This window comes from Paenibacillus brasilensis (assembly GCF_009363115.1).
Classification (GTDB): Bacteria; Bacillota; Bacilli; order Paenibacillales; family Paenibacillaceae; genus Paenibacillus; species Paenibacillus brasilensis.
In genome coordinates, this window is the sequence record NZ_CP045298.1 from 2,716,676 (window position 1) to 2,738,273 (window position 21,598).

Genomic DNA, 21,598 nt, shown 5'->3' on the forward strand with positions numbered 1-21,598 from the left:
CATTCGGAAAGGGTTGAAACGATATGACTACCAAACCGCAGCATACAGAAGCGGACAAAAGTACACACGAAGCCTGGGAGAGGCTGCAACAAAAACTGGCCACGGAGCTGGTAAACGCCAAATGGGAGACCTGGGACGTAAATAACAAAGAGGACGGTCTGAAGCTTGCCGATACCCTTACGCCGCCAGCGGACTTAGCCGCAATTCAGGATTCGGCATCCAGTTTGAAAGTTGAAGCTCCGGCTCCGGTTGCTTCATTCCGCCGGCAGGCAGGCAAAGGCCGGAAGTGGGCCACAGCGGCAGCGGCAGCCGTTATCTTCGGCGTCGTACTTGCAACCCCTGTGGGAAATAACGCGCTGGCGGCGATTTTAAACCAATTCCGGGTGCAGGATATCGCTACAGTTGACGAAAGCACGCTCGAAGATATGTTTAATCAGCTAGTTCCGGGAAAATCGGCCGACATAGAAAACACCTTTGGCCAGTTTACATCGGAAAGCGGAAACGTACGGGGGGAATTTACGCGTGAACAGGCAGCCTCCAAGCTCGGATATCAGCTTCTTCCAGTAAATGTGGCCGGAACGAAGGAAAGTGTGTACGTTACTCCTTCGCAAAAAATTACAATGATGCTGAATGTGGATGAGCTCAATAAAGCTATGCAGCGTGTAGGGGCAACGAAGCTGCTGCCGGAGTCGATGGACGATAAAGAAATAGCGTTTAGTACACATGAAGGTGTAAATTACGATTTAGGTACCGATCAGGACCACTGGGCAACTCTGACACAGATGCAGGCTCCTGAAATTACGGTGGATCCGTCCGTTGATACAGAGGAAGCGGTGGATGCCGTTCTTCAGCTTCCGATTCTGCCTTCCAATCTGAAAGAGCAGGTAAAGCGCAGCCGCATTCTAGCAGGTTCCATTCCTATGCCATATGTGGTTAATAAAAGCGCTGAAACTTCTGAGATTACCGTTGAAGGAACCAAGGTTCTGGTTACAAACATGAAGTACAGCTCAATGACGAATCGTACCGCTATCTGGATCAAAGACGGACAGTTCTTTTCCTTTGAAGGTGGGAGCGCCTATGAGTCAGAGGCTGATTTCATGCACAAGCTTAAGGAGCTGATTGAGGCATGAGTAAGTCGGCGATCGACGCTAAAGGATTAACCAAGGAATACAGCAACGGGCGCGGCTGCCGTAACGTGACCATCACCGTAGGAAAAGGGGAAGCCGTTGGCTTCCTCGGCCCCAATGGAGCCGGGAAAAGTACGTTTGTGAAAATGCTGGTCGGACTCATCCATCCGACGGCCGGAGAAGCGACCCTGATGAGTGCACCCATCGGTACGCTCGAAGCGAAACGGCAAATCGGGTATCTCCCGGAGCTATACCGGTATCAGGAGTGGCTTACGGGTGATGAGGTCGTCCGGTTGCATGGGCGATTATGCGGTTTGGACAAGCAGGTGATCGACAAAAGAGTTCCTGAGCTACTGCACATGGTAGGTGTGGGACAGCGGGGGAAGGACCGTGTTAAGCATTATTCCAAAGGCATGCAGCAGCGGCTCGGACTGGCTTGCGCGCTGGTGAATGATCCAGCCGTGATTTTTCTTGACGAGCCTTCTTCCGCCATGGATCCGGTTGGACGAATGCATGTACGTAATATACTTGAGGAACTGAAGCAGCAGGGGAAAACGATTTTCTTAAACTCTCATCTGCTTGAGGATGTGGAAGTATTATGCGACAGAATGGCACTCTTGAATAACGGACAGGTTCTCCGCCATGGGCGGGTAGTTGAAGTGCTTCAGAAGCGAGTCTGCTGGCGTTTTAAAGTCGGCGGATTTTCGCCTTTTTTGCTGTCCTGGCTTATGGATACGACAGGGCTCAGTTTTGGGGTAATAACAGATGGAAAAGCCGAAGGCGGATTTACAGGAGAGACGGGCATAGATGATACCGTCTGGCTTGAAGCGGAGCTGGAGAGCGAAGAACAGGTAGGCTGGATCAATACGCTGTTGATCGGACAGGGGATGACGTTATATGAAGTCACTAAAGTTCGAGAACGGCTTGAAGAGTGGTTCATGGAGGCTGTTGCAGGGCTGAATCATAGGGGGGAACAGGAATGAGGATTATTTGGACCATGACCTGGAAGGAGCTGCTGCGCAAACGGGTCCTCCTGCTGACACTTTTATTAACCGTTGTATTCCTGCTGGGATTTTGGTTTATTGCCGGCGCCATCGGAGGAGATTCTGCCTCCAGGGTGATCACAGGTGGTACGGATAATGAAAATATGATCCAGGAATTTACGCTCGGGATGTTCATTTTGATGCTCGGTTTTTTCTTCGCAAGTTTTGTACTCGCCTTTTTAGCGATTTTCAGCTCATTTTCCGCGATTGCGGGCGAGGCAGAGCAAGGGGTCATGCAGGCGATGCTGCCGCGGCCGATTCCAAGGTGGAAATGGTATATGGGCCGCTGGCTCGGCTATGTTTCGCTTGGTGTAATCTATGCCTTGATATTGTACAGCCTGATTTTATGGATCACTGATGTGCATGCTTCGATCCCGCGTGATCCGGTAGTGCTGGTGCAGGCTTTTTTGCTATTTGCTTCAGTCGTTCCCTTGCTTGTGACCGTATCCATGTTCGGATCCGGCTATTTGTCCTCGGTTGCGAATGGTGTCGTCATGACGATGCTTTATGGAGCTGGTTGGCTCGGTGGCATGGTTGGAAAAATCATCGGATCTGTGGGTCTAGAACCAGGTCCCATGCAGACCCTGAACAATATAACGGGTGTCCTGTCCCTGATCATGCCTGCCGATGGGCTGCAGCGTAAAATGCAGGCAGTGCTGTTCAGCTTCGAGAATATTAATGGACTCATCCCGGTAAGGAGTGGACCGTTTGGTATCGGCGAGATACCTTCAACAGCCTTTTTGATGTACGCGGCATTTTACACGGCTGTGCTCTTTGGACTCGGGTTGCGCCGCTTTGTTCGCAAGGATTTATAGGTTCTACTTTGAAGCACGGGCCAAAATCGGTGGCATGTATATCCGGATCTGGTGATCCTTGCACGTGCCTCGAGGCGCGAAGGCTAGCGCGACGATCTACAGTGTGATCGAGACGGCGAAAGAAAATGGCTTGAATCCGTTCCAATATTTGAAGTATCTATTCGAACAACTCCCACAGCTTGACGAGCCGAAGGACCCGCAGCCGCTGGACGATCTGTTGCCGTGGTCATCGAAGATCCCGTTGACCTGTCGCGTGTTTTAATCCTGATTCCAGCATAGTTAAGCCCACATCCTTTGACTAGGTGTGGGCTATTTGTCTGCTTGGGTCGTCTGGCAAATCTCCTTGATTTAAGATATGCCTGATCTCATGACTGGCTTGGGTTTACAGGTGTGCTGACTTGACGATTATGCTGCAACGAGGTTTCGCGATCATCAACGAGCTTCGGATGTTCCCCCCCAGTTTTCACCCCAAATGCGCATTTGCCGAAGTACGGGTATGTACTCCCTTCCTTTATCCGTTAGCGAGTACTCAACGGTTACAGGTCCGGTAGGAAGCACCTTGCGATTGATGACTTTATACTGCTCCAAATGGCGCAAGACATCCGTTAAAGACTTGATGCTGATGTTGTCTAAATTTCTTCGCATTTGATTAAATCGTTGCGGACCCAGACTCAGTAATGAAAGCACCAAAAAAGACTACTTTCCACGAACAACCTTCAAAGCTTCACGGATGGAGATAAGGCATATGTCGTCTTGTTTATCCACAAAAATCACCCCTAACTATATTATAGGTATCTTACTTTATGAATCTATATAAAAATAATATGTCTACTTTAAATTATAAATCGTATAACTAATAGTAACAATAGGCTTGCTAAACTGCCATGGTTTAGCGATGGCAGAGATAGTCTTATAAACCTTAGGGAGGAGCATGCTAATTGAACGAAAAAAAGATATTGGTTTTGGGAGCAACCGGACAACAAGGAGGTGCGGCAGTCCGGCATTTGCTGGCCGATGGCTGGGAGGTTCGTGCATTTACTCGCGATGTATCGAGCGATAGGGCACTGAAGTTGTCCCAATTAGGAGCCGAGCTTGTAGTGGGTGACATGGACGATCTTGCCGTGCTCGATGCGGCTATGCATGGAGTTTATGGCATATTCAGTGTTCAGCCGCCGGACTGGAACCATACTACTGAATCCAACGCCGATGAAAAGCGCAGAGGGAAAGCTGTAGCTGACGTGGCCCAAAAGGTAAATATCCAGCACTTCGTTTATACATCTGTTGGCGGCGCAGAGGCACAATCCAGGTTTCGTGACGCCAAATGGGAAATTGAGCAGTACATTCTTTCACTCGGTTTGCCGGCCACCATCTTGCGTCCCGCCACCTTCATGGAAAACTTCGCAGATCCGATGTCTGCAGGTATACAGAACGGCACGTTCACACAAGCCTTCAAGCCAGATGGAGCGATCCCGCTCGTAGCTGTGGAGGACATCGGCGCTTTTGTCGCGTTAGTCTTTAGATCCCCGGACGTCTATTTGGGCACAACGATCGAAATTGCCGGCGACGAGTTAACACCCTTACAGATTGCCGATGCCCTAGGGCGTGTAACCAACCGTACCATTCCTTACGTTCAAATTCCGATGGAATCGTTTCGCCAGCATAATGAAGTTTTGGCCAGCGTGTTTGAATGGGTAAGCGACGGGGGCCACAAGGTCGATATTTCTATTGTGCGCAAGTTATTCCCGGGATTAATGGATTTCGATACCTGGGTGGAAAGGCAAGGAAAAGCGAAGTTTGAGGCATTGTTTCATACTGAGCGTACATGAGATTGTTAGTCATCAGGTCTGGCATTTGAAGACTAAAGTCATAACCACCCGCTTAGCCGGTGGCTTCCATCAAGGGGCTGTCCGAAAGTCAAAAATTACGGAAGGACGCCCCTTCATTATATTGTAAAATAAAAAGAACCCTCTCCTTGGTAAAATGGAGGTGCCACCCAACTACAACCAAAGGAGAAGTTTCTTTGTACATTCAATAGGCCATGGGCCATTCGCGCCCCACCTCTTTGTGTTCTGTAACCGCCAGCGCAACAAACTCAAAATCTTGCTCTGGGATCACAATGGCTTCTGGCTTTTGTACCGGCGGCTTGAAAAGGGGCTGTTTCAATGGCCGAGCGGCAATGAGGGGACGGTAATCATCTCCGGCCATGAGCTTCGCTGGCTACTGGATGGTCTGGCGCTGGAGCAGCACAAAGCTCATTCTCCGATCCGAGCCGAAACGATCATTTAGCCGAAATTGTTTCGGGTTTTCGCCATGTTTGCCCACAGGAGCAACCGACAGGCCGTCGAATTCTAAACGTATGGAAAAACGAGTAGAAACCCAAACGACAACCGAAGAACTGCTCCAGCAAAACGCCAAGCTGGAACACGAGAACGCGGAACTGAAGGCGAAGCTTCATTGGTACGAGGAACAGTTCCGGCTAGCGCAGCATCGGCGGTTTGCCGCCCAGCGAACAGACGCATCCCGATCAACTCAATATAGTCCGGAAAGAAGTGAAAGATTTTTGTTTATTTCAGCACCTGTAGGACGCAAAGGTAAGAATAGACGTTTAACACAACGTTCTATAGAAAAACTTGTTGAGAAATATGCAACAGCCTTTGGAAAGCCAGCTTTGACGGTTCATTCTTTGAGGCATTCATTTGCAACACGTTATTACATAGAGAATAATGATGTTCCAAAATTAAAGAATCAATCAGGACATTCTTCAATACAAACTAAAATGATTTATACGCACTTAACAGATGATCAAATGAGAGACGCTGTAAATAACATGGATAAATGATTGAGAAAAACAGAATAGCGACACAAAGTTTATACTACAAAAAGAGCAAAGCAAAATAAGTTCCCAAGATATCTAAATTACCAGAATACATTTCTGTGTTAAATGGACTTACTTTGTGTCGCTGGACAACACGACAAAATCAGGGGATTACGTAATTCAATTCAGAGCAGGCGGTAACAAAGTTGAAGGCGAAGCTTGGGGTACTAGGCATCCCATTAGGGAATGAATTAAGACTGGTCCACGTAAATGTGTCTTCTTTGCCAACAGTTTTAAGGATGTATTCTCTCCCGTTACCCTGCAAGCTCCAAGTGAGATTTGATGTTCCTTCATTTCCAACTTTAATCTTTACATGTCCATAACCTTTTTCAATAGTTAAGTCCATCGTTGGACTTGTTCCACCAAAAACCTCACGTACCTTTTGACCAGTTTTGTGGACAGCTATATCTCCACCATCCTTCGATACTTCAATCCCCTTAGATGGTTCGGCAGAAGCAGCCAGCAGAGCTACTGATGTAAGAGCGAAAACACATGTAAGGATAACTGCTTTTTTCTTTAACTTTAACACTTTTAAAACTTTTAAAACACTTCCTTTTTGACAATATAAGATGAATGATTATGCAAAAATATAATAAAATAGATATTTTTTCTTTGGAACTAAATCTCATAAAGATAGTCATCCTATTTAGGATGACTATAAGAAAAGATCATTCAGTGAGAATGAATATGATAATTACCAAAATAGAGATGCTTAAGCATGCTCTTAATTGAAGTCCAGATTTTAACCGATATGGATTGTGTGCTTCAGCTTATAATAAAAAATATAAACATAACTATTATTAAAAATAGATATATGCTGGAAACCCACTTCCCGATTTTAACTCCAAATTCTTCTGGATTTTTATAACCAATGATTAAACTTGGAATAAAGAAAATGATAGACAGAAACATTGTGTAGTGAAACCCAGTATTATCGACATTGTTAGACCATGCTGACAAGCCTAAAATGGAAAACAAATGATCTCCAAGTATGTAATTTCCAAACTTAAAAGAAACAGCCATGCCAAGGAAAGCTAATAATAATGAAAATGATCCCTTACCTATCTTTTTTTTGTTTCTTTTTATTAAATTAAAAATAATGAGTAAAATCGCAATTGCTTGTATGCAGTATGTTAATATCGAAGAAAAAGAATGTGTCATGATATTCCTCCTTGAAGAGCTGTATTAACAATACTGGTGACTCTTAGAGATTTGTCAAGAGTCACCAGTAAAATCTATTTTAAGATACTGTTACATAATGAGAGCCACTTACATTTTCAGAGTATACCGTCCCGATACCCTCTATGAAAATAACTAAATTATATGTCCCAGAGCCTTTTGTTAACCATTGTTTACTTGAAATTTTAGTGCTTGTTGCAGAAGTCTGATTCCATGTTACTCCAAGGGTAAGACCACTCAGAGCAGTATATGCCTGCACATCTATAATGCCAGCATTTGTTACTGTGTAATTGCTGTATAGGCGAACCCACCATGTTTTTGCATCATATAAATTGGAACTCTTTGATGATGTATATGCGGTAGGGCTCACTTTGGAAACATTATTTGAATCATTTGATTGAGATTGATTCGGACTAATAACGACATTCTCGCCCTCTCCAGACAATGAACCCGAAACTCCTGATAACAATGCATCCAATTCATCTACAGTATTTACCTTAATAACCGCCGTGTTTTTCGGCAGTGAAGATAAATCAACCCGTTTCGTAGTACCGCCATGTGCTGCAAAAACTTCATCTGCTGTCTTGTATGTTGTTGTCTTTACAGCATCTTTTTGAACAAACTTATCTACTGAAATAAGATTCAATCCTTCCAAACTATTATCGCTTTTTGCTTGCGATGAAACTTCCACGTTGTTTGGTGCGGCGAATGCAGCTACAGGGGATACTGCCATTAGAGCCAATGCACATGTAAGGATAATTGATGTCTTCTTCATCTTCAATAAGACACTTCCTTTTCTATAATATGTGGAATACTTAACCAGTATACTACAATAAAAGGGATTATTTGTATGAAGTTATTATGAAAATGGAAAATGATTCTTTAAAACTAATTTGAAGATGAAACTCGATCCAAGATAATTAAAAATAAAACAAAATATTTTTTCAGACTGTTCTGCCTGTTAAGGATCATATTGTTTAAGAACGTGCAGAATAATTTGCAATTACTGTAATGATCCACGCCTGAGGAACAAACAAATATAGAACAAGACCGATAAGCAGGACTGTTGTTATTATGGCAATTCTCACCTTCAACATTGTGTCCATGCCTACTCTGGCTTCCAATTCTGGCATCGTTATAAGGATGATTGCAGTCAGTTCCGAAAAAATATGGAGGTAAATGATTATAGATAGTATCAATCTTTTTTAAAACAAATCTCACAATTTAGCATTGCTTAATCTATTGAGTGGGAGACTTCATTTAAACCCCAGAGCGTAGCTATGTTGGTTTTTGAAAATCCAAGTATGCAAAACAAACGGATCCAAACATATGTAGATGAATATGTTAATAAGCTCAGTTTTTAAGTCGCTGATTTAACTTCAGGCGACTTTTAATTCTGTTTAAGCTTTTCTTTACTCTCATCTGACTCATATGGACAATCAACGTAGCACTTGTACACCATGTAGATTGATGATAGCATTCAATATAATTAGTTGAACTTTTGTATTTGAACGCTATTTTTGGAAAACGCTCGATTTTCATCTTCTCAATTTCATACCAGGAAGGAACGCTAACTTCTTCACTTCGTATATTGGCTATCTCCAGCCAAGAACTGAAGAAGTTCTTACTGTATTGGACTGGACGGCAGAGTTAAAAAACAAATGTCAGAGAATATTGGGTTTGTCCGATACACTATTTCGCTGATACACTTCATTTCCCCTTCTGATAATAACGATATCAGTAACAGTAGACAAAGTAATTGGTACTAATAGGTGCTTGAGAAATTCTATGCCCTTTGGCTACTGGCAGGCACTTGTAGCTCACATTCCCGACTTCATCGTAAAAATGATTCCCTGCTGGGCGTACATTAAAAAAGCCTTCTTCCGAAAGGAAGAAGGCTTTTTCACTGGTTTATCTAGATTAGATTTTGAAAGCAGTGCTTGTACCAGTTTAGCAGCTTCTGCTCGAGAAACATTCGCTTTTGGTGCAATCTCAGTTGAAGTTCTGCCGGATACGAGTCCTGCTCCCATGCATTGAGCAACACTTTGTTCTGCCCATTCAGATACTGAAGATCGATCTTTAAAGTTATTCAGACTACTTGAACTAGTGTCTGCTTGAAGCCCCGTGATGTTCATCGCTTTAGCGATGATGACCATTGCTTGTTCACGAGTAATATGATCATTCGGACGGAATTCCCCGTCTTCAAACCCTTGAATAAGTCCATTAGAGTAAGCAGTTTCAAAATATGTGTTGTACCAGTCCTCACTACCCACATCATCAAAGGAGCTTTGCCCCTCTTCGGGTTTAAGACCCAGTCCTCTCACGATAATCGCGGCAAATTCAGATCTTGTAATATCCGCATTTGGATTGAACTCTTCCTTATTTACTCCGTTAATGACCATCCGTGACCCCATGTCGTTTACGGCATCCTTAGCCCAGTGGCCTTCGACATCTATAAATTTCACTGGATTCCAAATGACGCATACGTACTGTTGGTCAAGCTGTTAATCATGGCATAGTACTGACCGTCTTGTTGAACCACTTTTGTCGGCACATGTCTTGTTGTTCCGTCGGCTTCAACGACAATCCCCGTGGTGATTTGATTAGGATCCACATCGCGCAGAATCGTAATGGCCCGCTCGACGTATGCATTAAAGTGGGTGATTTCAACGATTTGGTCCCCATAAGTTCCGGTAATGGAAAAACTCCGTGGCTGGGTAACCAAGGTAAAACCTTCGTTTGCAGCTGCGTTATTAATGGTGTTCAGCATAGAACCCACAGGTTTGGCGATGATGAGCTGAATAACGATATCTTCAAGCTGTACATCTTCTTCAAGGTGTTCAAGAATCGAGTCACCTGAATTTGCTTAGTAGGAATCGTGTAAGTGGCACTTTCCGTTTGCAGTTCCAGAACCGCTTCAAGATTCTCCATTTTTTAAGGGTTTCACCATTGATTTGGCCTATGGCAACATCCTCATGGGACACGACCGGAATGGTAACCACCGTGCTGCGACCTTCTGATGCAAGCTTCTGTTCGATTTTCTCCGGGTCGACGGAAATACGAATGACAGGTCCCTGAAGACGAAATTGGCTGGATCGAACAACACCTGTACTCGAAACAAAACGGCGGCGATAATTCGCATGGTTTCAGAAGTAACAATGGAGTAGGATTCCAAACGGTTTGCTTATACTAATCCCTCTTGGAGGCCGATTTCATTCTAGTAGAGCCTCCCATATATAAAGGCGTTTCCAAAGCAATCCGGGGAAACGCCTTTATCCAATCCAGTTATTGTTAGCCGCTGCAATCACACCACCCATTCTGCCTTCGTACCAGAGGAGATGACTGGGTCGAGGAAGTCATCCTCTTAGTCATGCAGGATTTAATCAGGGTTTCGAGTGACTTCGGGAAAATCATTAGGACAATTCCTAAAGGATGAAATATTTGATCCGATTGGAATGATAATACAGATTACCGTTATCGTAGAGATATTGAATCGCGTATGGCCTCTTTTTATCGACGGACAGACGCCGGAGAACTTGAGAAAATAGAGGGTTCTTTGGATGAATATCATCGGCCAGATGCTATATATGAAGGTGGAGGCGTTGGTCTGTATTTCACAGTTAAAGAGTATCTTACATTTTCACAGATACGGTCGAATGGCGGCATGGTAGACAATGTGAGGTTACTAGGGAGAAAAACCATTGACTTAATGCGGACAAATCATCTGAATGCAGCCCAATTATCCGATTTTACGAATTCATATCAGACGGGTTATGGTTATGGGCTGGGCGTTTGCACGTTAATGGATCAAGCGGCCGGGCATGCAAACAGCTCTATTGGAGAGTTCGGCTGGTCGGGAGCAGCAGGCACTTGGGTCTCTATAGATCCAAGCGAGCATTTCTCGGTCGTATATATGCATCAGCTTGATCCCAATATGGGAGAATACCATCATTTGAGAGTTCGTGCAGCAGCTTACATCTGTTTGTAAAAGAGAAGCCGCATTTAACGGCTTCACTTTTGTCCGTACTGATTTTAGTTAATAAGGACCAAATTCTCTTTAAAGCCTAAACTATTCTTTTCCAAATGTCGACATAAAACGTAGGTATAAGGATTTTGCGGAATCCTTAATTTTAAGTTTTAAAATGGGAGGGAATTAGATTTTGAAGAATAGGTGGTCTGGTTTTCTGGCGTTGGTCATCCTGATCTCAAGTTTTACATCATATGCAGGGTTCGCATACGCGGCTGATCCGGTGCTTTCCAAGATTGTCCTTTCCTCTAACGAGGTAACTGTGCAACAGGGAGATACGGCTGCATTGACGGCTACGGCTATTTATACCGATGGGACGACTTCAAATGTAACCGTAAGCACGGATTGGAAAAGTGACAATACAGCTATTGCTACGGTATACAACGGTACAGTTTCAGGCAAGGGTGAAGGGGAAGCGACTGTGGTTGCGACCTATAAAGATAAAATACAATCGGTTCAGGTACATGTAACGAAAAAGGTTAAGGCATTGACATCCAGTGTACAAAGCCTGAGCTTGCGTTCAAGCGGCACTGGACAGATTGATCTGACAGCAACTTACAGTGATAATACAACAGCTCAGGTTTCGGGTGATGCTACATGGACCTCGGATAACCAGAAGGTAGCAACCGTAGTTAACGGAGTGGTTACCGCTCAGGGAGCAGGTACAGCCAATATTAAGGCCGTATACGGTCAACAGACCGTAACGGTTGCTGTGCAGGTGGAACAGGTTAAACGTTTGGATGTTAGTCCATCAGAGGTTTCCCTGTTGTTGAAGGAAACTCAGAAGGTTAAATTGACAGCGACGTTCCCGGATGGAACGGTACAGGACGTTACAGAGTCTGCCGAGTGGAGCTCTAGCAATGCAGCGGTGGCAGACGTACTGAAAGGCACCATTACCGGCTATAGTGCGGGAAAGGCGACGATTACTGGTAAATATGGTACAATGTCCGCTACAATTTCGGTAGATGTTGATCAAACGAATAAGCTGAAAGCCAGCGAATCCGATATTTTCCTCCGTTTGGATGAATCCAAGAAAATACAGGTTTCCGCTGTTTACCCGGATGGAACGGTAACTGATATCACAGATAAGGCTACTTGGACATCAAGTGATGAGAAAATTGCGACGGTGAATAAAGGAACGATTATGGCGATTGGAGCGGGTTCAGCTACGGTGACCGCTAAGTATGGTGATAAGGCCGTTTCGATCAAGACCGACGTTGAAACCTCGAGATATCTCGATTTGAGTGAGGACAAGCTGAGCCTGAATGCCAAGGAAACCAAAAAGCTCAAGCTGACCGCTACGTACGTAACAGGTACGGAAGAGGATATTACAAGCAAGGCAGAGTGGAAATCCAGCAATGAAGATATTGCATTTGTCAGTAAGGGTGAAGTAACGGGCTATAAAACAGGTGAGGCAACGATCACTGCTTCGTATGGCGGTAAAACAGCCACAGCGACGGTATCCGTGAATGTACCTGGTGACCTGGCTTTGTCCTCCAAAACAGCAACGATTGATGTTAATGAGGATTATACTGCAACTTTGACCGCTACTTATGCCGATGGGCGTAAGGAAGATGTGACACAGGATGCGGAATGGACTTCAAGTGCGGAAGACATTGCTTCCGTATCCAAAGGAACGATTACGGGTAAATCAGCCGGTAAGGCGGTTATTACAGCAACCTACAATGGCAAAAAACTGACCATGAACGTACAAGTGGGCCTTGTAGACCGTTTGGAAACGGACACACGCGTAATTACGCTCGGTGCCCAGGAAACGAAGCAATTGAAGGTAACTGGCGTCAAGAATGGCGGTGCAAAAACAGATGTAACCAAGGATGCTACCTGGACGACCAGCAATGTGAAAGTGGTCGAGGTTAGCGAGGGCTTGATCAAAGCGAATGGCAGTGGTAAGGCTACCGTTACAGCTTCCTATGGCAAGCAAAACCTTACATTCACAGTGGAAGTGGACGTAGCGCAAAAGATTGAGGCGGATGCGATCGCGTTATCGCTGAAATCTGGTGATCAAAAAACCATCGCGATTGTTGTTAAATCCAGTGACGGCAAAGAAAAGGACGTTACAACCCAGGCTGAATGGAAAACGTCCAATTACAAGGTAGCTACGGTTAAAAAGGGGCAGGTTACCGCGGTCAGCTATGGTAAAGCCAACATTCAGGCGAAGTTCGGCGGGAAGGTTATCAGTGTACCCGTGGATGTAGATACACTTAAATATTTGCAAACAGACGAAGTCACATTGAATTTGAAGGCAGGACAGCTGGCTAAAGTGACGGCTACAGCTACGTACAAGGACGAGTCGGAGCTGGATGTTTCCAAACCGGCTGTCTGGTCCTCGTCGAGAATTATTGTTGCCACAGTCAAAGACGGTAACATTAAGGCACAGGGCAAGGGGAAAGCCGTAATTACAGTAAAATATGCAGGTAAAATGACGAAGGTACAGGTGAACGTGCAGTAATCTGTAACCGACTGAAAAGAAAAAGAGCAGGCATACGTCCAGGGACGACATGCTTGCTCTTTTCTTAATATGGTAAATCCTCTTTCTTCAGGAGAATGTAGAGGGAGGACTGGCGCTTAAAAACTACGACTTTTTGTTCTTGGTCGATGCGTTGCGTGTAAGCGATTCGGTTAAGCGCTTGCCGGTCGGCGTCTGCGCCAAGCCGCCCTTGGCGGTCTCGCGGTGCTTTGACGGCATCGCGCTGCCGACCTCGAGCATCACGTCAATGACTTCGTCAGACGGGATGGCGCTGCGCACACCTGCCAAGGCCATATCCGCTGCGGCAAGCGCGGTGACAGCCCCCAGTCCGTTGCGCACGATGCACGGAATCTCCACGAGTCCGGCGACGGGGTCGCAAATCAGGCCGAGCGTGTTTTTAAGGGCGAGGCCCACGGCGTGAATAGCCTGCTCAGGCGTGCCGCCGCGCAGCTCGACCATAGCGCCGGCGGCCATCCCGATCGCTGAGCCAATCTCAGCCTGGCAGCCTCCCTCCGCGCCGGAAATGAAGGAGTTGTTGGCGATCACGTAGCCGATGGCTCCAGCGGCGAACAGGCCGCGCACCATATGCTCGTCATCCCAGCCGAATCGCTCCTGTGCACTGATGAACACACCGGGGATGACTCCGCATGAGCCTGCGGTGGGCGTGGCGACAATACGACCCATGGACGCATTAACCTCCGACACGGAGAGGGCATACGCCATGGCTAGCGCCGAGGCATCGCCGGAGCAGGTTTCCCCTGCCCGCAAATATTCAGCCAGGCGCTTGCCGTCGCCGCCCGTCAATCCACTGCGGGATACAGTGTCTTGTGTCTGGCCACGATGAACGGCTTCCTTCATTACTTCATAATAATCAGACATTTGGCGGAAGATTTCTTCCTCCGATGTGTTCGTCTCTTGTGCCTGCTCTTGAATCATCAGACGGCCAATCGTGGTGGATCCCTTCGCACATAAAGCACTGATTTCATGCAGATGGCTAAATCGCATCAGATTCAGCTCCTTTTTTCAAATTGATCATTTTAATTTCGTACATATGAGGTAAGGACCGCAGCTTTGTGATCACTTCAGGCGTAGCAGGACTGTCCATTTCGATGGCGGTAAGTGCTTCACCATCCCGGCTTTTGCGATCCACGTGCATATAGGCAATGTTAATGTCAGCCGCTCCGAGCGCTGAGGTCACCGCGCCCAATGTACCGGGCTTATCCGAGTGAAGAAGCACCAACGTGGGCAGCTCTCCGGTCAGATTGACCCGGAATTCGTTGAGCTGCTGGACATGGATGCTTCCGCCGCCAATGGAGGAACCCAGCAGCGTGCGCTGATCCTCATCCTTCCACAGCTCGAAGCGGACCGTGTTCGGATGAGGGGCGGGTAGTCCGCTAAAGGCGAATTCCACCGCCATCCCGGCTTGTTCTGCCCATTGCTCGGCATCCGGAATTCGGTAGTCGTCCGTATCGTAATCGAGCAGCCCCGCGATGAGCGCCAGGTCTGTGCCGTGGCCCTTGTACGTATCGGCAAAAGAACCGTACAGTGTCATGCGGGCACGGTCAGGCTGTGCGCCGAGCCAGTGCCGGGCAACGCGTGCGAGTCGCACCGCGCCTGCGGTATGTGAGCTGGAGGGTCCGGTCATAGCCGGGCCGATAATGGAAAATACATCTTTGAAACGCATGGTATGGCCCCCTGTATGTTCTAATACCATAGTATATGGTATTGCCGCGTCTTGCGCGTATAGACGGTTCCTAATGCTGACGCACGATGTGAGCGCAAAAAAGGACAGGATAAGGAAGTTTCCCTTATCTCTGTCCTCGTTACCTGAGAGTTTCGTGCGGTGTCATTCCCGCCTTACCCCTTGGGTGGCTTGCGCTCTCTCCAGAGTTGCGTCAGATGACGATACATGGACCTGAGAGATTATCCGTCAGCCGGGTGCTGGCGTCTTGCTCCTTCGGTGCCTCCAGGCTGTAAGCTTCCTGGACGGACTCTCCCGTCATCTTCATTCGCGTATACCGTTCTACATATCTTTTTTAGAATAATATATGCTGTGACCGCTGTCAACCACAGGATTCGATTTTTACAAAGACCAACAGGTTCCCACTAGAAAAAATTAAATTTTACATAATTATGGATGAAATCAGGGAGGAATTAGAGGATAGATCGCTAATCTGATAGAGGACAATACCATTTATGGAATAATAGGAGGGATATTGACGTATGGCAAAAGGCTTGCGCTTCACAGGTTCACGCTTGAAAGGGATGCTGCATCTGGCAGCGATTGTATCACTGCTTATAGGGATTTTCGTTCCGTTCGGTCAAGTTAAAGCCGAGGGGGCATTGACAGTGGCTGAAGCCCTTCAGCGCCAAAGCAGCGGAAGCACGGTGACGGTGGAAGGCTACATCGTCGGACATGCTACCGGATCAAAAACGGCCAACTTTTCCAGCCCGTTTGCCAATGATTTTAACGTATTGATTGCTGATCAGGCCAATGAACACAATACGTCTAGTCTATTGGATATACAGCTTACATCAGCGTACAGAGGGCAATTTGGACTTTCAGGCCACCCTGAGCTGATCGGCAGCAAAATCCGCGTGACGGGTACGCTTGGTGCCTACAACAATTTTGGTGGAGTGAAAAGCCCGAGCGCTGTGGAGCTGGTGAGTGGAAGCGAGCCAGGAAACCCTGGTGATCCGGGCGAGCCTGATCCTGGTACCCCGGGACAACCCGGTACGACATTGCCGGATGGAAAAGGCAAAAAGGTTCTGTTCGATAATACGCATGCACAGACAGCCGGAGCTGCGGATTGGGTCATTGATGGCGCCTTCTCCGATTTTGCGGACGGGCTGCGCAATGCTGGTTTTACCGTGGACCAATTGAACCGTTCCATTCCTTTTACCTATGGAGAGCAGGCCATAACGTATGACAAGCTGCGTCCATATGATGTGTTCATCATCGGTGAAGCCAATGTTGCCTTTAAGGCATCCGAGCAGGCTGCTTTGCTGCAATATGTGAAGAACGGGGGCAGCGTCTTTTTCATCTCCGACCACTATAATGCAGACCGTAACAAAAACCGCTGGGATTCTTCCGAGGTCATGAACGGCTATCGCCGCGGAGCCTATTCCAATCCGGCAAAAGGCATGACAGCAGAAGAAGCTGCATCACCGGCAATGCAGGGCTTAACCAGCTCTGACTGGCTGGCAACGAACTTTGGTGTTCGTTTCCGCTACAATGCGCTCGGTGACGTGAACGCGACGGACATTGTGGCTGCGGATCAATCCTTCGGTATTACCAAGGGCGTGAGCTCTATTGCAATGCATGCTGGATCTACGCTGGCTATTATTGATCCGGACAAGGCTAAAGGGATTGCTTATATCCCTGCAGGCACGAAAAAATGGGGCAATGCTGTAGATCAGGGTGTCTATAACGGCGGAGGCCGTGCCGAAGGCCCCTTTGCCGCTATTTCCAAGGTAGGCCAGGGCAAGGCGGCATTCATCGGTGATTCTTCACCTGTCGAAGATGCCACGCCGAAATATGCGCGTGAGGAAAACGGACAGTCGAAGAAGACGTATGATGGCTTCAAGGAAGTGGACGATGCTACCTTCTTGGTGCAAACCGTCCAATGGCTTGCATGGAAGCAGGACTATACAAAGCTGTCCGAGGTGGCAGGCCTGACACTTGACCAGCCGACGAAGCTGCTGCCGTTCGAGGAGCCTGCGGCTTCTACAGAGCCACAGGCTGAGCCTTGGTCTGCTCCGGCAGCAGGCTACAAATGGTACGATCCAAGAACGTACAAGCCTGGCTCCTATGGAGCGGCTTCATAACCAACGAAGACAGTACAAGGTTAGCTATTCGAGAAAACCGCTTGATCCCTTAGAGGACCAAGCGGTTTTTTTGTGATGAAAATTAACCTGCGGTTGGTTATTTCATTACATTTTGTGCCAAAAAGGTCGCGCTATTGCTGAATCATTGGTTTTTTAAATGATGTTGATAGTCTAATCTTAATTGATATATCCATATACTGGTGATAGGATGTACTCAAATTAATCTGACAAAAACAGTATGTAATGTTTATGATAGGTTTAACATCAAGCAGGGTGCGAGTAAGCGGGACAAGGCCGCGAGAGACTGGAGGCAGCGCAATATTGAATATCGAACCTGTGTTGAAAATTAAAGGACTAACCGTTTCCTTTCGCATCAAGGATCAATATTACTCTGCAGTTGACCATCTGGATCTGAAGGTCAACCCCAATGAAGTGCTGGCTGTGGTCGGGGAATCCGGCTGTGGCAAAAGCGCGCTGGCGCTTTCGATAGCACAATTACATGACATGGAGCGCACACGTATAGAGGGAGAGATTCTTTTTAAAGGCACAGACCTGAACCGTCTCTCATTAGGACAATTGAATAAAATCCGCGGGGCGGGCATTGGTATGATCTTTCAGGACCCGCTAACAGCCTTAAACCCGCTGATGAGCATTGGTAAGCAGATTGAGGAAAATCTCGACTATCACACGTCACTATCTACGAAGCAAAAAAGGGAACGTGTGCTGGAATTGCTGAACAGTGTGGACATACCGAATCCTGCGCGTGTGTATGCCCAGTATCCGCATGAACTGTCAGGAGGGATGCGGCAGCGTGTGATGATCGCCATTGCCATAGCCTGCCGACCTTCTCTTATTATTGCAGATGAGCCCACTACTGCGCTCGATGTAACCATTCAATCTCAAATTCTTGACTTGCTCAAACAGCTTCAGCAGGAGACTGGAAGCGGCATTATCCTGATTACGCATGACCTTGGCGTTGTGGCAGAAGTAGCCGATCGCGTGGTGGTCATGTATGCCGGTGAAATTGTGGAAAGCACTGATGTCTTTGAATTGTTTCGGCATCCGCAGCACCCGTATACACGTTCTTTGCTGGCTTCCATGCCGGGCTCCCATACCAAGGGAGCACCGTTGCATGTCATCGGCGGAATTGTTCCCTCCTTGCAGGATATTCCCCGCAATAGCTGCCGCTTTGCCCCGCGTATTCCGTGGATAGGGCAGGGGGCGCATGAAGCTCACCCCCAATTAAGTGAAATTTCCCCCGGTCATTGGGTCCGTTGTACATGTTATCAGCATTTTCATTTTGAAGACGAGGCAAAGGGAGAGGCTGCTTATGGCATTACTGGAGCTCAATAATCTGAAGGTGCATTATCCGGTACGCGGCGGTTTTTTTCAGCGTGTCGTGGATCAGGTAAAAGCAGTGGACGGTGTGTCTATCCGCATTGAGGCGGGGCAGACATATGGGCTGGTAGGAGAATCCGGCTGCGGAAAAACGACGACTGGAAGGACGATCATCGGTCTGAATAAGCTGACGAGCGGACAGATTCTTTTTAACGGAAAGGACCTTGCCGCTTTAAGCCGTAACAATCGTCATCCGCTCCGCAGAGACATTCAGATGATTTTTCAGGACCCGTATTCTTCGCTTAATCCGCGAAAGCGCGTGCTGGATGTCATCGCTGAGCCGCTGCGAAATTTTGAAAGGCTGAGTAGTGAGGAGGAACGAAGAAAAGTACAGATGCTGCTGGAAAAGGTCGGTCTGAACTCCGATGCGGCCTACAAATATCCGTATGAATTTTCGGGTGGGCAGCGGCAGCGGATTGGTATTGCGCGCGCCCTGACGTTAAATCCGAGGCTGATTATTGCCGATGAGCCGGTGTCAGCGCTGGACGTTTCCGTACAGGCACAGGTGCTTAATTTTATGAAGGATGTACAGCGGGAATTCAACCTGACCTATTTGTTCATCAGTCATGATCTGGGGATCATCCGCCATATGTGCGATCAAATCGGCATTATGTATCGTGGGCGACTGGTGGAGCAAGGGAGCGAGCAGGACATTTATGAGCATCCACAGCACTTGTATACCCGTCGGCTCATTGCGACCATTCCCAATATTGATCCTGCAAAGCGGCTGGAGAACGCTGAAAAAAGGCGATTGCTTTTGTCCTCCTACAAAACCGAGCTGCCCAAGTATTTGGACGCGAGTGGAAAGCCGTTTGCGCTCAAAGCAGTCAGCCCGTCCCATCAAGTCGCGCTACCATAAGGGGGGATAAAATATGTGGAAATTTACACTGCGCCGCCTGCTGGTTATGATTCCCCAGCTTTTTGCATTGAGCGTGCTTATATTTTTTCTGGCCAAGGCCATGCCGGGAGATGCCCTGACAGGGCTCATTACCTCCACACCCAATCTGAACCCGGCGGCACTGGAGGAGCAACGGCAAAGACTGGGACTGAATGACCCGGTGTGGGTGCAGTATGGGCACTGGGTCGTTCAGCTGGCTCACGGGGACTTGGGCAAATCCTATGTACATAAAATCAGCGTTACTGATCTGATTGGCAGCCGTTTGGGCAACACGTTCTTTCTGGGCGTGGTCATCCTGATTCTGACGTATCTGATCGCCATCCCGCTCGGCGTACTCAGCGGCCGCTATCAGCATAGTCTGCTGGATAAAACGGTAGTGGGCTATACCTATCTCAGCTTTGCGACGCCATTATTTATACTCGCGCTGCTGCTGCTGTACGTGTTGGGATTCAGGCTCGGCTGGTTTCCGACCAGCGGCAGCGTGGATGCAGGGGTGGAGCCGGGAACATGGGCGTATTACGTGAACAAGTCCTATCATCTCGTTTTACCGGCGGTTACAGGCGCATTGCTCAGTACGACGGCTACGATTCAGTATTTACGCAACGAGGTCATTGATACACGACTGAAGGATTTTGTAAAAACAGCGCGTTCCAAAGGGGTGCCGGAAGGGAAAATCTATTCCCGTCATATTTTCAAAAACTCCTTGCTGCCGATTGCCGCCTTTTTGGGCTACGACCTGACGGGAGTCATTGCAGGCAACATTTTCCTCGAATCTATCTTTGGATACCCGGGATTGGGTCAGTTGTTTCTCCAGTCCATCACCCAACGGGACTTTTCCGTTGTGAATGCACTGGTGATGATTTCCGGCTTCCTGGCGCTTTTGGGAACCCTGCTGTCTGATGTCATCCTGAGCAAGGTTGATCCCCGCATTCGCATCGAATAGTGAACAAGTCTGAGGGAAGGAGGGGGATGTAAGGTGTCTACACAGGTGGAGGAAGCTTTCACACCACAAATCATTCGTAAATCACCATCCAGTTGGTCGGTACTGCGCCGCGAGCTGGTACGTGACAAAATGGCCTTGGTGTCCATTGCATTTGTGGTTCTGTTCTTGATCTTTATATATGCCTCTGTCCTGTTTGTAAATCAGGATGTAGTCACAACCGTGGATTTGGGCGCGATCCGCGAAGCTCCAGGCTCGGTGCATTGGCTTGGTACAGACCGGGCGGGCAGGGATATTTTGGGTCAGCTGATTATTGGAGCACGCAATTCCTTCACGATTGGCTTCACGATTACGCTGCTATCCGCCGCTATTGGCCTAACGTTAGGTCTGCTGGCCGGTTTTTATGGGGGGCTGGTTGATAACATTATCATGCGGATTATTGATTTTATTTTGGTGCTTCCGTTTTTGATGCTGGTGATCGTGTTCGTCAGCATTGTTCCCAAGAGCGGCATCGGGTCTTTTATTTTCATCATGACCGCCTTTCTATGGATCGGAAAAGCACGCCTGATTCGAGCCAAGGTGCTGTCGGAGCGGGAGCTGGACTACGTACAGGCTTCCAAAACGCTCGGCACACCCAATTGGAAAATCATCTGGTTTGGCGTGCTGCCCAATCTCAGCTCAGTCGTGATCGTCAATCTGACGCTCAGTCTTGCGGGAAATATCGGGATTGAGACCGGGCTTTCCTATCTTGGCTTTGGGTTGCCGGAATCCACCCCAAGCCTGGGGACGCTGGTGAGCTACGCCAACGATCCAGATGTTCTACAGAACAGCTGGTGGATGTGGTTGCCTGCCTCACTGCTTATTCTGGTGCTGATGCTGGCGATCAACTTTATCGGTCAGGCGCTCAAACGCGCCACAGATGCCAGACAACGATTGGGTTAACCGAAATTCAATGATAAGGGCAACTATAAGGAGGAGCT

The 21,598-nt window shown here is 47.5% G+C and carries 20 protein-coding genes, 2 pseudogenes and 1 riboswitch; of the genes and pseudogenes, 14 read left to right on the top strand and 8 right to left on the bottom strand.

The features are described 5' to 3' along the window. Positions 1-23 precede the first annotated feature (23 nt). The 4 genes and pseudogenes from GCU48_RS12750 to GCU48_RS12765 form a co-directional block, all read left to right on the top strand. Entirely contained in the window at positions 24-1,130 is a 1,107-nt protein-coding gene (locus GCU48_RS12750) for a hypothetical protein (protein ID WP_152380227.1), read from the top strand. Further along, complete coding sequence (locus GCU48_RS12755; protein ID WP_152380228.1) at positions 1,127-2,110, top strand: ABC transporter ATP-binding protein; 984 nt, start codon at positions 1,127-1,129, stop codon at positions 2,108-2,110. Before GCU48_RS12750 ends, GCU48_RS12755 begins: the two co-directional genes overlap by 4 nt. After that, positions 2,107-2,985, top strand: coding sequence for an ABC transporter permease subunit (locus GCU48_RS12760; RefSeq protein ID WP_152380229.1), 879 nt, complete (start codon positions 2,107-2,109; stop codon positions 2,983-2,985). The genes GCU48_RS12755 and GCU48_RS12760 overlap by 4 nt, the downstream gene beginning before the upstream one ends. A gap of 70 nt (positions 2,986-3,055) precedes the next feature. Then, positions 3,056-3,247: pseudogene (locus tag GCU48_RS12765) on the top strand (transposase domain-containing protein); the annotation flags it as partial. 170 nt (positions 3,248-3,417) lie between these two features. Here the strand turns inward: GCU48_RS12765 and GCU48_RS27935 are convergent. Then, positions 3,418-3,630: a winged helix-turn-helix transcriptional regulator gene (locus GCU48_RS27935; RefSeq protein WP_244316217.1), complete on the bottom strand. Its 213-nt coding sequence runs from the start codon at positions 3,628-3,630 to the stop codon at positions 3,418-3,420. A 293-nt stretch (positions 3,631-3,923) separates the two neighbouring features. Here GCU48_RS27935 and GCU48_RS12775 point away from each other — a divergent pair, with 293 nt between their 5' ends. From GCU48_RS12775 to GCU48_RS12785, 3 genes and pseudogenes are all read left to right on the top strand, one after another. Further along, positions 3,924-4,811 carry an NmrA/HSCARG family protein gene (locus GCU48_RS12775; protein ID WP_152380230.1) on the top strand — a complete coding sequence of 296 codons (888 nt, stop codon included), beginning with the start codon at positions 3,924-3,926 and terminating at the stop codon, positions 4,809-4,811. 154 nt (positions 4,812-4,965) lie between these two features. Then, complete coding sequence (tnpB, locus tag GCU48_RS12780) at positions 4,966-5,271, top strand: IS66 family insertion sequence element accessory protein TnpB (RefSeq protein ID WP_152380231.1); 306 nt, start codon at positions 4,966-4,968, stop codon at positions 5,269-5,271. A gap of 235 nt (positions 5,272-5,506) precedes the next feature. Beyond that, a pseudogene (locus GCU48_RS12785) lies at positions 5,507-5,824 on the top strand (tyrosine-type recombinase/integrase); the annotation flags it as partial. Between the two features lie 139 nt (positions 5,825-5,963). Here GCU48_RS12785 and GCU48_RS12790 read toward each other — a convergent pair. The 5 genes from GCU48_RS12790 to GCU48_RS12810 form a co-directional block, all read right to left on the bottom strand. Then, positions 5,964-6,389, bottom strand: coding sequence for a hypothetical protein (locus GCU48_RS12790; protein WP_244316219.1), 426 nt, complete (start codon positions 6,387-6,389; stop codon positions 5,964-5,966). Positions 6,390-6,625: 236 nt separating this feature from the next. Beyond that, positions 6,626-7,021: a hypothetical protein gene (locus GCU48_RS12795; protein WP_152380232.1), complete on the bottom strand. Its 396-nt coding sequence runs from the start codon at positions 7,019-7,021 to the stop codon at positions 6,626-6,628. Positions 7,022-7,100: 79 nt separating this feature from the next. Beyond that, positions 7,101-7,820, bottom strand: coding sequence for a hypothetical protein (locus tag GCU48_RS12800; RefSeq protein ID WP_152380233.1), 720 nt, complete (start codon positions 7,818-7,820; stop codon positions 7,101-7,103). Between the two features lie 1,039 nt (positions 7,821-8,859). Next, positions 8,860-9,453, bottom strand: a complete 594-nt coding sequence (locus GCU48_RS12805; RefSeq protein WP_152380234.1) for an S-layer homology domain-containing protein — start codon at positions 9,451-9,453, stop codon at positions 8,860-8,862. 47 nt (positions 9,454-9,500) lie between these two features. Beyond that, a complete protein-coding gene (locus GCU48_RS12810) occupies positions 9,501-9,764 on the bottom strand; it encodes a hypothetical protein (RefSeq protein ID WP_152380235.1) in 264 nt (87 codons plus the stop codon). Positions 9,765-10,538: 774 nt separating this feature from the next. Here GCU48_RS12810 and GCU48_RS12815 point away from each other — a divergent pair. Together GCU48_RS12815 and GCU48_RS12820 are read left to right on the top strand one after the other, a co-directional pair. Then, the gene (locus tag GCU48_RS12815; RefSeq protein ID WP_244316221.1) at positions 10,539-11,027 is read left to right on the top strand and encodes a serine hydrolase; all 489 of its coding nucleotides are present in this window, start codon (positions 10,539-10,541) and stop codon (positions 11,025-11,027) included. Positions 11,028-11,199: 172 nt separating this feature from the next. Beyond that, positions 11,200-13,536, top strand: coding sequence for an Ig-like domain-containing protein (locus GCU48_RS12820; protein ID WP_152380236.1), 2,337 nt, complete (start codon positions 11,200-11,202; stop codon positions 13,534-13,536). 123 nt (positions 13,537-13,659) lie between these two features. Here GCU48_RS12820 and sdaAA read toward each other — a convergent pair whose 3' ends face one another. Together sdaAA and sdaAB are read right to left on the bottom strand one after the other, a co-directional pair. Beyond that, a complete protein-coding gene (gene sdaAA, locus GCU48_RS12825) occupies positions 13,660-14,559 on the bottom strand; it encodes an L-serine ammonia-lyase, iron-sulfur-dependent, subunit alpha (RefSeq protein ID WP_152380237.1) in 900 nt (299 codons plus the stop codon). After that, on the bottom strand, positions 14,549-15,238 hold the full coding sequence (sdaAB, locus tag GCU48_RS12830) for an L-serine ammonia-lyase, iron-sulfur-dependent subunit beta (protein WP_152380238.1): 690 nt from the start codon (positions 15,236-15,238) through the stop codon (positions 14,549-14,551). The genes sdaAA and sdaAB overlap by 11 nt, the downstream gene beginning before the upstream one ends. A gap of 209 nt (positions 15,239-15,447) precedes the next feature. After that, positions 15,448-15,563, bottom strand: a riboswitch (glycine riboswitch). Positions 15,564-15,777: 214 nt separating this feature from the next. Between sdaAB and GCU48_RS12835 the strand changes: the two genes are divergently transcribed. The 5 genes from GCU48_RS12835 (at position 15,778) to GCU48_RS12855 (ending at position 21,560) form a co-directional block, all read left to right on the top strand. Next, on the top strand, positions 15,778-17,382 hold the full coding sequence (locus GCU48_RS12835) for a DUF6359 domain-containing protein (RefSeq protein WP_152380239.1): 1,605 nt from the start codon (positions 15,778-15,780) through the stop codon (positions 17,380-17,382). Between the two features lie 321 nt (positions 17,383-17,703). After that, positions 17,704-18,735 (top strand): ABC transporter ATP-binding protein, encoded by a 1,032-nt coding sequence (locus tag GCU48_RS12840; RefSeq protein WP_152380240.1) that lies wholly within the window; start codon positions 17,704-17,706, stop codon positions 18,733-18,735. Next, positions 18,713-19,639, top strand: coding sequence for an ABC transporter ATP-binding protein (locus GCU48_RS12845; protein WP_152380241.1), 927 nt, complete (start codon positions 18,713-18,715; stop codon positions 19,637-19,639). The genes GCU48_RS12840 and GCU48_RS12845 overlap by 23 nt, the downstream gene beginning before the upstream one ends. Before the next feature lie 13 nt (positions 19,640-19,652). Further along, positions 19,653-20,621 (top strand): oligopeptide ABC transporter permease, encoded by a 969-nt coding sequence (gene opp4B / locus GCU48_RS12850; RefSeq protein ID WP_025721453.1) that lies wholly within the window; start codon positions 19,653-19,655, stop codon positions 20,619-20,621. 33 nt (positions 20,622-20,654) lie between these two features. Then, positions 20,655-21,560 carry an ABC transporter permease gene (locus GCU48_RS12855; protein ID WP_152380242.1) on the top strand — a complete coding sequence of 302 codons (906 nt, stop codon included), beginning with the start codon at positions 20,655-20,657 and terminating at the stop codon, positions 21,558-21,560. The last annotated feature ends 38 nt before the right edge of the window (positions 21,561-21,598 follow it).